The following is a 12,498-nucleotide window of genomic DNA, read 5'->3' as shown; positions in this document are numbered from 1 at the left end:
CACCTGTGGATGAAAGAAGTTCCGGCGTGTCGGTCAAGGTGAACGGCCGGGCGTGTTGGGTAAACAGCGATGGTGCAGGCTATGGCTGGAGTCACAAATCCGTCGGTCGGTTTCCGCCACCATCCACAGGCTGAATAACGGGAGGTCAGCGGATTGCCGACCGTCGGCCGCCTTCGGTGACCTGCGCGGGAGTGATCTTCGGCTATCGGTCAGTTATCGCGAAACTGTCCGTAAAAAGGCAACGAGAAACCACCCCCGCGTCGAACACGGGGGTGGTTCTCAGCGAACTCAGTTCGCGGCAACCTCGAGGTTGAACTTGGCAGCCACATCGGGGTGCAGGTGCACCACGATGCCGTGCTTGCCGGTCGCCTTGATGTGCGACTTCGGCAGCTCGATGCTGCGCTTGTCCACCACGGGGCCACCGGCAACCTTGATGGCGGCGGCGACATCGGCGGTGGTGACCGAGCCGAACAGCTTGCCGCTGTCGGCGGTCTTCACGGCCAGCGAGACCGACTCCAGGCCCTCGATGGCCTGCTTCAGCTCGTTGGCGTGATCGAGGTCGCGCACCTTGCGGGCGTCCTGCGCCCGGCGGATGCCCTCGACCTGCTTCTGGGCGCCACGGGTGGCCACGATGGCCAGACCGCGGGGCAGCAGGTAGTTGCGGCCGTAGCCGTCCTTGACCTCGACGAGATCGCCCGGGGCACCGAGGTTGTCGACATCAGCGGTGAGGATGAGCTTCATCTGTCTGACTCCCTTTCTCAGCGAGCGGTCGACACGTAAGGCAGCAGGGCCACCTCACGCGAGTTCTTGACGGCGACAGCGATATCACGCTGGTGCTGGACGCAGTTGCCGGTGACGCGGCGGGCGCGGATCTTGCCGCGATCGCTGACGTACTTACGCAGCAGCGTGGTGTCCTTGTAATCGATATTGACGATTCCGGACTTGCTCTCCTTGCAGAAAGTGCAAGCCTTCTTCTTCAGCACCTTTTCGCGCGCGGGCGCTTTAGGCATGGTCTTCTCTCCGTACTATGAGTGCCGTTCCTCAGAACGGCGGTTCGTCATCCATGCGGCCGCCGCCCCCGAAGGAGCCGGCCGCGGGCGCGCTACCCCACGGATCGTCGTTGCCGGCGTTTCCGCCGCCCGACTGTCCGCCGCCGTTGTTGGCGTTGTAGCCGCCTGCGCTTGCACCACCACCGGCATTGCCGGAACCGCCACCGAAGCCACCGCCTCCGCCGCCGCGACCGGCCTTGGAGACCTTGGCAGTCGCGTAGCGCAGCGAGGGGCCGACCTCGTCGACCTCGAGTTCGACGACTGTGCGCTTCTCACCCTCGCGGGTTTCGTAGGAGCGCTGCTTGAGCCGTCCGCTCACGATCACGCGAGCGCCTCGGGTCAGGCTCTCGGCGACGTTCTCCGCTGCTTCACGCCAGATGTTGCAGCGCAGGAACAGGGCCTCGCCGTCTTTCCATTCGTTCGAATTGCGATCGAACACGCGGGGAGTCGAAGCGACGGTGAAATTCGCCACCGCTGCGCCCGCGGGCGTGAAACGAAGCTCAGGGTCTGCCGTCAAGTTTCCGATGACGGTAATGACCGTGTCGCCTGCCATGGGGGTTCCTCCTGCTCGGGGTGCAGTCCGCGTCTCGCTGTCGCGCTAGAGCCTAAAGATAGGCACCGACGAAAACGAGAGTTTGCTCTGCGGACTACTTGTCGTTGCGCAGAACCTTGGTGCGCAGCACCGTCTCGTTCAGGCCCAGCTGGCGATCGAGCTCGCTCACGGTGGCCGGGGTCGCGGTCAGTTCGACGACCGCGTAGATGCCTTCGGCCTGCTTGGCGATCTCGTAGGCGAGCCGGCGGCGGCCCCAGATGTCGACCTTGTCGACCTTGCCGCCCTCGGTCTTGACGACGTTGAGCAGGTTATCCAGGGACTGCCCGACGATGCGCTCGTCCAGGCTGGGGTCGAGGATGACCATCACTTCATAATGACGCACGGACCAATCACCTCCTGTGGACTAGGAAACGGCCATGGACTCTCCATGGCAGGAGGGTTCGTTGCGTCAGCAACCCGGTAAGGCTACATGAGCGGGCCCTGAGCAGCGAAATCGATCTTCGCCGCGGGTGCGCACCGGTGATCGGCGCGGCGCCGCATAATGTGGTCGCCATGACCACGGCCGCCGACTCGCAGCAGCGCGCAGCACGCGGCGCGGCGCGGGCCACGGCCCTGACATTTCTCGTCGTGCTGCTGTGCGGGCTCACCCTCGCGATGGCGTATGCCAACAAGGCGCGGTGCGCGGGCGGTGCGATCGATGAATCAGGTCGCAGCCAGATATTCGATGTCCGCAAGGATTCGGATGTCTGCTATTCGGATATCCAGTTCCTCTGGCTCGGCCGCGATATCGACAACCACGTCTTCCCGTATGTGGACGGCGGGATCACCGAGGACGGCGCGCTCACCGGCGGCGCGGTGGAGTATCCGGTGCTCAGCGGGGTGCTCATGTGGGCGGGCGCGATCGGGGTCGCCAACGACGCCGATTTCCTCTGGCACTCGGCGCTGCTGCTCACCCCGTTCGCCCTGCTCACGGCCTGGATGCTGGCCCGGCTGGCCGGTCCGGCCGCGCTGCTGTGGGCGATCGGGCCGCCGCTGGTGCTCTACGCCTTCCACAACTGGGAACTGCCGGTGGTGTGCACGGCGGTGGCGGCGGTCTATGTGATGACGATGCTGACCGGCCTGTCGGTGCGCACCCGCGGGATCATCGCCGCGGTACTGCTCGCGCTCGGTTTCTGTCTCAAGCTCTATCCGGGCATCTTCGTGCTCCCGCTGGCGATGTACGTGCTCACCGAGGGCGCGCCGCGCGGCCCGCGCCGGCTGCGTGAGCTCGATGTGGCCGGTGCCGCGCAGACGCTGCTGGCGGCGATGGGCACGGTGGCCGCGGTGAACCTGCCGTTCATGGTGGCCGGTGTCGACGGCTGGCGCGCCTCGATCACCTTCCAGCAGCTGCGCCAGGCCGACATCACCACCAACTCGATCTGGTATTGGGGTCACCAGCTGATCTTCGGTCGCGACGCCGAGACGACCACCACCTGGCACGACATGGTCGCCGTCGCCTCACCGGCGCTGATCCTGGCGTCCTTCGTGCTCGCTATGTGGCTCGGCGTGCGCCGCTGGACCCCCACCTCGCCGTTCCCGTGGGTCGGCGTGAGCGGCGCGATGCTGTGCGGATTCATGCTTTTCCACAAGGTCCACTCGCCGCAGTACACCCTGTGGATAATTCCGTTCCTGGTCCTGTTCGAGGTCCCGTGGTCGTTGGTGGCGGGCTACCTCGTCGCCGACGCGGCGGTCGGCATCGGCGTCTTCCGGTACTTCTACGCGCTGGGTGTCGGCGAGGGCGTCGAACTCACCGAGGGCATCGTCCAATTCGGCGTCTGGCTCCGCACCGCCCTGCTCATCGCCCTCTTCTTCCTCTTCCTGCGCGCCGAACTCCGCGGCCGCCGCACCCCGGTCCCTCGCGACACCACCACGGCCGCACGAGAACTCCAGCCGGTCGGCTGATCGAACGACAGCGGCGGTGGATCCCGATCCGGGATCCACCGCCGCTGTGGCTTCTTCGCTGCGCCGTGGGGTCAGCTGACCGCGGCGGTTTCCTTGGATTCGTCGATCGCGTCCGGCTCGCTCTTGCGGTTGCGCAGGATGGAGGAGATGAACGCGGCGCCGATGAAGGCCACGCCGACGAGACCGGTGATGAGCTCGTTGACGTGGACGCCGATGGAGACCAGCAGGATCGCCGCCAGGGCGCCGATCGCCCAGTGGGCGCCGTGCTCCAGGTACACGTACTCCGACAGGGTGCCCTGGCGAACCAGGTACACCGTGATCGACCGGACGAACATGGCGCCGATGAAGCCGAGGCCCAGCGCGATGATGATCGGGTCGGAGGTGATCGCGAACGCGCCGATGACGCCGTCGAAGGAGAACGACGCGTCGAGTACCTCGAGGTACAGGAACAGGAAGAACGCGGCCTTGCCCGTGGCCTTGACCAGGGTCGACGGGCCGGAGCTCTCCAGGTCCTCGGTGTGGAACATCGAGCCGAGGCCGTCGACTGCGATGTAGACGATCATGCCGAGCAGGCCGGCGACCAGCACCGTCGAGCGGTCCTCTTCCTTGGCCAGGAATTCGGAGGTCAGGATCAGGCCGGTGCCCGCGACGACCACCGAGAGCATGTCGAGCTTGCCCGCCTTGGCCAGCGGGCGCTCCAGCCAGCCGAGCCAGGTGATCTCACGCTCTTCGAAGATGAAGTTCAGGAACAGCAGCGCGAGGAACATGCCGCCGAACGCAGCGATCTGCGGGTGCGCGTCGGTCAGCAGGGTTTCGTAGCTGGGGCTGCCGTCGGGGAAGTAGGCGGCGTCGTCGGCCGGCGGGTTGAGGGCCAGGTCGAACGCTTCGATCGGACCGAGCCCGGCGGTGATCCACACGATGGCCAGCGGGAACACCAGCCGCATGCCGAACACGGCGATGATGACGCCGATGGTCAGGAAGATCCGCTGCCAGAACTCGCTCATCCGTTCCAGGACGGTGGCGTTGATGACGGCGTTGTCGAACGACAGCGACACCTCGAGGATACCGAGGATCGCGCACAGTGCCAGCGCGGTCGGGCCTCCGTAGAGGAAGGCTACGACCAGCGAAATCACCGTGATGACGATGGACATGCCGAAGATGCGCGTAATCACGCGGAGGGACCTTTCTGTGTCACACGGACAGGGGGCCCGGTCAGTCGAGCCCCCTGCTCGCGATGGTGACTAGACGTTGACGCCGTAGTCGCGGGCGATACCGGCCAGGCCGGAGGCGTAGCCCTGTCCGATGGCGCGGAACTTCCACTCGGCACCGTTGCGGTACAGCTCGCCGAAGACCATAGCGGTCTCGGTCGAGGCGTCCTCGGACAGGTCGTAGCGGGCCAGCTCGGTGCCGTTGGCACGGTCGACGACGCGAATGTAGGCGTTGCGCACCTGGCCGAACGACTGCGAGCGGGTCTCCGCGTCGTAGATCGAGACGGGGAAGAAGATGCTCTCGATGGTCGGCGGGGTGTTGGCCAGGTCGACGTTGATGACCTCGTCGTCGCCCTCGCCCTCACCGGTGGTGTTGTCGCCGGCGTGCTCGATGGCACCCTCGGGGGACTTCAGGTTGTTGAAGAACACGAAGTGCTTGTCCGAGACGACCTTCTTGTCGGCGCCGGTCGCGATCGCGCTGGCGTCGAGGTCGAAGTCGGTGCCGGTGGTGGTGCGCACGTCCCAGCCGAGGCCGACCGCGACCGCGGTCAGGTTCGGGGCCTCTTTGGTCAGCGAGACATTGCCGCCCTTGGACAGACTGACACCCATGCGGGAATCCCTTCGGTTAGTCCGGTGTGTCGTTTCCCAGCATGTCCGAATCGCCGGGTACGGCTACGACAGTAATAGGTTTCCCGGATCTTGCGTAGGAACGAGCTGCAGCCCTGGTGAACGCGGGGAATCTCCTACCATCGGGGCAGTGCGTGGTCGGGTCGCCGCGCGGTTCGGAAAGGGGATGTGCCGGTGACACCTCGCAGACGCGGTTGGTTCAGATCGGGGCCCGATCATGAGTGGATCAGTGGGGCGCGCGCCGCGGCGTCGGCCGCCTTCCTCGATATGGATCGCAGGCAAACGGCGGCGGAGGCGGGTGTGGTGGCCAGTGAGCAGGTCTTCCCGGATCGCCGGGTCGGCGCGCTCTGGGAGCCGGTGCGCGCGCGGTGCTACGCCGCGGCGGGCGCGTACCTGAGTTTCACCGAGGAGCTCGACGCCGCCGAGGCCACCGGCACGCCGATCGCCGACGGTCCGGCCCGAGCCGATGCCCTGGTCCGCCAGCTCAACGAGGCCGCGCGCGGGGTCGACGAGTTCTATCACGCCCGCAGCGAGGAGCTGGCGGAGGCGGCGCGGGTGCGGTCGGTGGTGCCACAGCTGCTGGCGCAGGTGCGCGGCGAGGCCGAGCGCGCGCTCGCGGCGGTGGCGTCCTCGGGCTACGCGTCGTACCCCTCGATCGTGGCCGGTGTAAGGCGGCTGAATGAGGCTCTGATCACAGCGTCTTCGACCGATCCGCAGGCGGCGGTGGCGGCCGCGCGCACGGTCGCGGCCGAGCTGCAGCAGGCGACGGCGGAATTGTCGGATGCGTTGGCGCAAGCCCCTTCTCGCGCGTCGGCCGCGTCGAACGCGGTCGCCTCGGTGACGACCAGGCTGGCCGCCGTCCGCAACCGGGCCGACGCGCTCGGTCCGGCCTACTCGGCCCTGCTGCGTGAGTTCAACGCTGCGAGTTCGGCGGACTTGACCAACAATGAGCGGGAAAGCCGGCGCGGCATCGACGCCGCGGACACGGCGCTGGTGGGCGCGCGTGTCGCGGCTGCCGATCACGACCCGGAGACCGCCCTTGATTTGACCGCCACCGCGCGCCAGCACCTCGCCGAGGCCGAGCAGTTGGTCGACGCCGTCACCCGGCGCCTCGAACTGTTGCGCGAGGTGCGTGCCGACCCCGATGCGCACGCCCGCACCGTACGATTCCGGCTGCGGGACGCGCAGATGCTCGCGGTCGACCGTGGACTGGTCGGCGAGTGGGGTTCGGTACTGGACGCGCAAGCCGAACGCCTGGACCGCATCATTTCCGGACTGACGGGTCGTCATCCAGACTATTGGGCGTACGTGTCCGAACTGGATACCGTCGCGGCGTTCATCGCCGGCGTGGTCGACCGCATGAGAAAAACCGCACGAACCGACAGCACGTAGGAAAGACATGGGATGGCCCGGAAAATGAGGTGGGGGGAATGACCGCGGGGTACGCCGTCGCGCCGGAGATTTGCCTGCGTAAGCAGGTTCCGCTGCGCCACTTCCGGCAGTTGTGCGGGCCGAGGGCCCGTGAGCTGTTCCTGGTGGAACCGGAGCCGATCGTCGGCTCCCGCGACCGGGAACTACTGGCGACCGCGCTAGGCGCGACGCTATATGTGCCTGCCACCCGCCCCGACCTGGCCGCCACGATCAGCAGGCGCGCGGCGCGTGGCGTCTGCTCGATGGTGATCGACCTCGAGGACGCCGTCGCGGACCATCAGGTGGAGGTCGCCAAGCAGCACGCGGTGGCGACGCTGGACCTGCTCGCGCGCAGCGAGGATCCGAACCCGATGCTGTTCGTCCGGGTGCGCGACCCGCAGACCGTCACCGAGCTGGTCGACCTGCTCGGGCCGGGCGCCGAGGTGCTCACCGGGTTCGTCTTCCCCAAGTTCGACGCCGTCACCGGCCCCGCCTACCTGGCCGCCCTCGACGACGCCCGGTGCAGGCTGAACCGCCCGATCTACGGCATGCCGGTACTCGAATCGGCGAGTCTGGTGCACCGCCAGACCCGCGACGAGCAGCTCTCGCGGATCGCCGAACTGCTCACCGAACACCGCGACCACCTGCTCGCGGTGCGTATCGGCGCCACCGACATGTGCTCGACCTTCGGCATCCGCCGCGACCGCGATCTGACGATCTACGACGTGCGCGTGGTCGCCGACGTGATCGCCGACATCGTGAACTACCTGGGCCGCGCCGACGGCACCGGTTTCATCATCACCGGGCCGGTGTGGGAGTACTTCGCCGACCACGAGCGGATGTTCCGGCCGCTGCTGCGCACCGCGCCGTTCGAGGAGTCCGACGCGGTGCCGTTCCGGCAGTACCTGGTCAGCCGCGATCTCGACGGCCTGTTGCGCGAGATCACCCTGGACCGCGCCAACGGCATCCAGGGCAAGACGGTGATCCACCCGTCGCACGTGGCGGCGGTGCACGCGCTGTCGGTGGTGACGCACGAGGAGTACGCCGACGCGCTGCACATCATGGAGGCCGACGTCGGCGGCGTCGCGGCCTCGGAGTACCGCAACAAGATGAACGAGATGCGCCCGCACCGCAGTTGGGCCCGCCAGACGCTGGTCCGGGCTCGCGCGTTCGGCGTCGCGAACAAGGGAGTGTCCTTCGTGGATTTGCTGACAGCGATGATCGCCGAATGAGCGCGTTCGGCCTCGATCTCGAAACACCGTGGGCGACCGCGAATCTGGGTATCGAACTGTGGCACGGCGAGTCGTTCGCCGCGTCGGCGGCCGAGGACGCGCTGCCGGGCGAACTCTCGATCGGCGCGCTGGTCCAGCCGGGCCTGCGCCGCAATCCGCGCCGGGCGCATCTGCTGGTGTCGACCGTGCTCGGCAAGCATCTGCCCACCGACCCGCGGGTGGTGATCGGCGCGGGCAACCGGCTGGGTGACCTGGTGCGCGAGGTCCTGGGCGACCGGGAACCCGTCGTGCTCGGTTTCGCCGAGACCGCGACGGGTCTCGGCCACTGTGTGGCCGCGCGGATCGGCGCGGGCTGCTACCTGCATTCCACGCGGCGCGAGGTCGAGCGGGCCACCACACTGACCGGATTCGAGGAGGGGCATTCGCACGCCACCTCGCACCTGCTCCAGCCCGCGCCCGCCGACATCTTCGTCAACGACCTGCCGCTGGTGCTGGTCGACGACGAGATCTCCACCGGCGACACCGCCATCGACGCCGTCCGCGCCCTGCACGCGTTCGCGCCGCGCTCGCACTACGTGCTGGCCTCGCTGGTCGACATGCGCACCGCCGCCGACCGCGCCAAGTTCGAGGCGTTCGCCGCCGAACTCGGTGCCCGCATCGACACCGTGTGCCTGGCGGCGGGCCGCACCGAGCTGCCCGACGGCCTGGTCGAGACCGTTACCGCCCTGCCGGAGCCGCAACTCAATCCGACGGCGGCCCAGCGTGGTTCGTCCGGCCGGATCGAATTGTCCTGGCCCGCCGATGTTCCCGAAGGCGGCCGGCACGGGATCCTGAACTCCGACGTCGCCGCGTTCGACGTCGCGCTGAAGGCCGCCACCGGGCAGGTGCAGGCCCGTCTCGATGCCGAGTTCGCCGGTCGACCGGTGATCGTGCTCGGCCACGAGGAACTGATGTACCTGCCGCTGCGGCTGGCCGCCGAGCTGGCAGACGGCGGTACCCCCACGCGCTTCCAAACCACCACGCGCTCACCGGCCTACGTGCTCGACGAGCCCGGCTACCCGCTGCGCCGTGGCTTCCGTTTCCACGCGCCTGAGCCGGACGCGACCGCTCAGCGCTACCTGTACAACGCGCAGTGGATGGACAGCGAGGCGGCGCCGGTGCTGCTGGTCGTCATCGACCCGCCCGCCGACACCGACCAACTCGTCGCTCCCGACGGTTTGGTCGATGTGCTCACCGCGTCGGGTGCCGACGTGCTGATCGCGGTGCTTCCCGGTGCCGACCCGCGAGCGCTGCACACGGTCAGGGCGTCCGCGGAGTCCGTGTACCCCACGGCGGAGAACGGCAACGCGAACCGAGCTGCCGAATCCGGCCCGCTGACCGCCGACGCGGAGTTCGCGCGCGGGAAGTCGCGACCATTGCACGGACCCGAGTTCGGTTCCTACGCCGCCGACGAGGTGTCATGGCTGCTCAAGGACCTCTCCGGCGCCGACCTGGAAGCCGATGTCGCCGAACGCGAGCGGCGCATCCAGGCGGGGGTCGCCCACTACGCGGAATCGCTGCCGGTCGAGTACCAGCCCGATGACGAGTACCGGGAGCTGTTCGACCGCGTGCTGGCCGAGAGCGCGCAACGGCTGGCGCTCGCGGTGGCGACGGTGGCCGAACTGGTCGTCGCCGAACGCGGCGAGGACATCGTGCTGGTCTCGCTCGCCAGGGCGGGCACGCCCGTCGGCGTGCTGATGCGGCGGTGGCTGGCCAGTGGTGTCGGCAGGCCGAGTCTGACCGTGCCGCACTACGCGGTGTCGATCGTGCGTGATCGTGGCATCGATGCCGTGGCGTTGGATTACCTCGCGCAGCACCACGATCCGTCCTCGATCGTCTTCGTCGACGGCTGGACCGGCAAGGGCGCGATCACCCACGAACTCACCGAAGCGCTCGACGCCTACCACGCCGCGGGCGGCGCGCGGTTCAACGACGAGCTGGTCGTGCTCGCTGATCCGGGCAACTGCGTGCGCACCTATGGCACCCGCGACGATTTCCTCATCGCCTCCGCCTGTCTGAATTCGACCGTGTCCGGGCTGGTTTCGCGCACGGTGCTCAACGACACCCTGATCGGGCCCGGCGAATTCCACGGTGCGAAGTTCTACCGCGAGCTGGCCGGCGCCGATGTCTCCAACCGGCTGCTGGACGCGGTGACCGCGGCCTTCGCCACGGTGCGCGACCAGGTGCCCGCCGCGGTCGCCGCGATCCGGGAATCCGATCGCACCCCGGACTGGTCGGGCTGGGCTTCGGTGGAGCGGGTGCGTGCCGAATATGGTGTCGCCACAGTGAATTTCGTGAAGCCGGGCGTCGGCGAGACCACGCGCGTGCTGCTGCGCCGGGTACCGTGGCGGGTGCTGGTTCGCGAAGCGGATGCTCCCGAGCACGCCCACATCCGCCTGCTCGCGGCCGCGCGCAATGTCCCGGTGGAGGTGGTCCCCGACCTGGCCTACAGCTGTATGGGCCTGATCAAGGAGCTGGATCAGTGACCGTCGACGCGTTGTTCGCCACCGATCTCGATCGCACGATGATCTACTCGCGCAACGGGTTCGGTGGCGCCGACGCGGTCGAGAAACTGTGCGTGGAGTACTACGAGGGCGAACCGCTGTCGTACATGACCACCACGGCCGTGACCCGGCTGACCGAACTGGCGGCCCTGGCCTCGGTGATCCCGACGACGACCCGCACGATCGAGCAGTTCCAGCGGATCGCCCTGCCCGGCGCTCCGTGGCGCTACGCCATCACCAGCAACGGCGGGAACATCCTGGTCGACGGGCTGCCCGACCCGACCTGGCGCGCCGCGATCGACGACAAGGTGCGCGCCTCCGGCGCCACCCTCGCCGAGATCGGCGCCGAATGGCGTTCTCGCCTCGACGATTCCTGGGTCACCAAGTACCGCGAGGCCGACGGGCTGTTCTGCTACCTGGTGGTTCGCCCCGAGGCGGTGCCGGTCGGCTTCCTCGCCGAATGGGACGCGTGGTGTCGCGCGCGCGGCTGGTCGGCCTCGCAGCAGGGTCGCAAGATCTACACGATGCCCGACGCGGTCTGCAAGAGTCTGGCCGTCGCCGAGGTCCGTCGCAGACTGGTCGAAGCCGGTGCATTGGGCGAGGGCGCAGAGCTTTTCACCGCCGGTGACGGTGCGCTCGACGCGCCGATGCTGGCCGCGGCCGATGCCGCGATCCGGCCACGGCACGGCGAGCTGGAGGAGCTGGACCATACGGCCCCGAATCTGACCGTGACCGAGAACGCGGGGATTCTCGCCGGAGTGGAGATCCTCGAGTGGTTCCACGCCGCGCTCGAGCGGTCCGCGCTGGCGGCGGACCCGGTCTGAGTCGTGAAATCCCGGGTGCCGCTGGGGCACCCGGGATTCCTCGGACTCACGACTCGGGGAACAGGCCCTTCGCCAGCACCGGCCACGAGGTCTTGAGATCATCCTGCCAGTAGCCCCACGAGTGGGTGCCGGTGTCGCGGTAGACGAAGGTGCCGGGGATACCCAGCTGGTCCAGTCGCGTCTGCAGATTGTGCGAGGACACGAAGATCGCGCCCTCGATCAGCGCGCCGAGCGCGACCGTCTTGGGCGTATCGGCGGGCTTCTCCATCCGGAACGGTCCGCCGGGCTGATCATGGATACCCGGGATGCCGGTGCCGGTGGAGACGAAAAGGTGGGTGCCACGCAGCTTTTCGGCATTCACCAGCGGATCGTTGGCCACCCACAGCGGTCCGCCGACCGGACCCCACATGTTCTCCGCGTCACCGCCGCCGTACATCTCGACGGTCAGCTTCACCGCCTGCTGACCCGCCGGATCGCTGACCTGGGTGAGTCCGCTGTACACCGCCGCACTGCGGAACAGGCCCGGCTTGGCGATCGCCAGGTTCAGCACCGGAATGCCCGACATCGACAGGCCCGCGATGGCATTGACGCCATTGGTGCCCAGCGCCGCGTCGATCAGCGGGGGCAGTTCCTCGGCGATGTAGGTCTGCCACTTGTTCACGCCGAGCACCGGATCGGGCTCGAGCCAGTCGGTGTAGAACGTCCACGCGCCACCGATGATCTGGACGACGTTGACGTCCTTGTCCGACAGGAAACTCAGCGCGTCGGTGCGCAGCTGCCAGGAGGCGCGGTCCACCCCGCCGCCCGCGCCGTTGAGCAGGTACAGCGCGGGCTTGGGCGCGGAGGTGTCGGCCGGGCGCTGGATGTCGACCGGGAAGGTCTTGTTCATCGCCGCGGAGTGCACGTACAGGCGCAGGTGCCGGGAGTCGGTGACCTCCATCTTCTCGATGAAGGAACCATCAGGCGCGGTCACCGCGTCGATGTCGACGCCAGGTGCGGTGGCGGGCGCCGCCGACGCGGGGGTGCCGGTGATGATCGACGCGGTGACGGCGCACAGTGCCGCCGCCACGATCCGCCGGATGCTGCGACGCTGCACTGCGCCCACTCCTCT

Annotated in this window: 12 protein-coding genes; 5 read left to right on the top strand and 7 right to left on the bottom strand. The window is 68.1% G+C overall.

Translation table 11 applies throughout. The annotated features are described in order from the left end of the window. Positions 1-288: 288 nt before the first annotated feature. The 4 genes from rplI to rpsF form a co-directional block, all read right to left on the bottom strand. On the bottom strand, positions 289-741 hold the full coding sequence (rplI, locus tag NV348_RS15030) for a 50S ribosomal protein L9 (RefSeq protein WP_447147509.1): 453 nt from the start codon (positions 739-741) through the stop codon (positions 289-291). 17 nt (positions 742-758) lie between these two features. Continuing rightward, entirely contained in the window at positions 759-1,010 is a 252-nt protein-coding gene (gene rpsR / locus NV348_RS15025) for a 30S ribosomal protein S18 (RefSeq protein WP_019050001.1), read from the bottom strand. A 31-nt stretch (positions 1,011-1,041) separates the two neighbouring features. Further along, the gene (locus NV348_RS15020) at positions 1,042-1,602 is read right to left on the bottom strand and encodes a single-stranded DNA-binding protein (RefSeq protein WP_218718404.1); all 561 of its coding nucleotides are present in this window, start codon (positions 1,600-1,602) and stop codon (positions 1,042-1,044) included. Positions 1,603-1,696: 94 nt separating this feature from the next. Further along, positions 1,697-1,984 (bottom strand): 30S ribosomal protein S6, encoded by a 288-nt coding sequence (rpsF, locus tag NV348_RS15015; protein WP_022565973.1) that lies wholly within the window; start codon positions 1,982-1,984, stop codon positions 1,697-1,699. 170 nt (positions 1,985-2,154) lie between these two features. Here rpsF and NV348_RS15010 point away from each other — a divergent pair, with 170 nt between their 5' ends. Further along, a complete protein-coding gene (locus NV348_RS15010) occupies positions 2,155-3,543 on the top strand; it encodes a glycosyltransferase family 87 protein (protein WP_447147508.1) in 1,389 nt (462 codons plus the stop codon). 71 nt (positions 3,544-3,614) lie between these two features. Here the strand turns inward: NV348_RS15010 and NV348_RS15005 are convergent, their stop codons facing one another. Together NV348_RS15005 and NV348_RS15000 are read right to left on the bottom strand one after the other, a co-directional pair. Then, a complete protein-coding gene (locus NV348_RS15005) occupies positions 3,615-4,715 on the bottom strand; it encodes a DUF475 domain-containing protein (protein ID WP_447147507.1) in 1,101 nt (366 codons plus the stop codon). 69 nt (positions 4,716-4,784) lie between these two features. Next, on the bottom strand, positions 4,785-5,360 hold the full coding sequence (locus tag NV348_RS15000) for a TerD family protein (RefSeq protein WP_019049996.1): 576 nt from the start codon (positions 5,358-5,360) through the stop codon (positions 4,785-4,787). 321 nt (positions 5,361-5,681) lie between these two features. Here NV348_RS15000 and NV348_RS14995 point away from each other — a divergent pair, with 321 nt between their 5' ends. Genes NV348_RS14995 through NV348_RS14980 form a run of 4 tightly spaced genes read left to right on the top strand, consistent with a single transcriptional unit; the run spans position 5,682 to position 11,387 of the window. After that, on the top strand, positions 5,682-6,770 hold the full coding sequence (locus NV348_RS14995; RefSeq protein WP_447147506.1) for a hypothetical protein: 1,089 nt from the start codon (positions 5,682-5,684) through the stop codon (positions 6,768-6,770). A 38-nt stretch (positions 6,771-6,808) separates the two neighbouring features. After that, entirely contained in the window at positions 6,809-8,020 is a 1,212-nt protein-coding gene (locus NV348_RS14990; RefSeq protein WP_447147505.1) for an HpcH/HpaI aldolase/citrate lyase family protein, read from the top strand. Then, positions 8,017-10,545 carry a phosphoribosyltransferase gene (locus tag NV348_RS14985; protein WP_447147504.1) on the top strand — a complete coding sequence of 843 codons (2,529 nt, stop codon included), beginning with the start codon at positions 8,017-8,019 and terminating at the stop codon, positions 10,543-10,545. The genes NV348_RS14990 and NV348_RS14985 overlap by 4 nt, the downstream gene beginning before the upstream one ends. A gap of 38 nt (positions 10,546-10,583) precedes the next feature. Then, entirely contained in the window at positions 10,584-11,387 is an 804-nt protein-coding gene (locus tag NV348_RS14980) for an HAD family hydrolase (protein ID WP_447151046.1), read from the top strand. Positions 11,388-11,433: 46 nt separating this feature from the next. On the opposite strand, the gene NV348_RS14975 is transcribed toward NV348_RS14980, so the two are convergent. Further along, a complete protein-coding gene (locus tag NV348_RS14975) occupies positions 11,434-12,483 on the bottom strand; it encodes an alpha/beta hydrolase (protein WP_447147503.1) in 1,050 nt (349 codons plus the stop codon). Between the last annotated feature and the right edge of the window lie 15 nt (positions 12,484-12,498).

The organism is Nocardia fodinahabitans (genome assembly GCF_052983615.1).
The sequence above is the reverse complement of the archived record's forward strand: the minus strand, read 5'-3'. Positions and strand labels throughout refer to the sequence as shown.

Bases quoted from the DNA above. Each gene is read 5' to 3' on its own strand.
- rplI (WP_447147509.1), bottom strand. From the start codon at position 741: ATGAAGCTCATCCTCACCGCTGATGTCGACAACCTCGGTGCCCCGGGC.
- rpsR (WP_019050001.1), bottom strand. From the start codon at position 1,010: ATGCCTAAAGCGCCCGCGCGCGAAAAGGTGCTGAAGAAGAAGGCTTGC.
- NV348_RS15020 (WP_218718404.1), bottom strand. From the start codon at position 1,602: ATGGCAGGCGACACGGTCATTACCGTCATCGGAAACTTGACGGCAGAC.
- NV348_RS15010 (WP_447147508.1), top strand. From the start codon at position 2,155: ATGACCACGGCCGCCGACTCGCAGCAGCGCGCAGCACGCGGCGCGGCG.
- NV348_RS15000 (WP_019049996.1), bottom strand. From the start codon at position 5,360: ATGGGTGTCAGTCTGTCCAAGGGCGGCAATGTCTCGCTGACCAAAGAG.
- NV348_RS14990 (WP_447147505.1), top strand. From the start codon at position 6,809: ATGACCGCGGGGTACGCCGTCGCGCCGGAGATTTGCCTGCGTAAGCAG.
- NV348_RS14985 (WP_447147504.1), top strand. From the start codon at position 8,017: ATGAGCGCGTTCGGCCTCGATCTCGAAACACCGTGGGCGACCGCGAAT.
- NV348_RS14980 (WP_447151046.1), top strand. From the start codon at position 10,584: ATGATCTACTCGCGCAACGGGTTCGGTGGCGCCGACGCGGTCGAGAAA.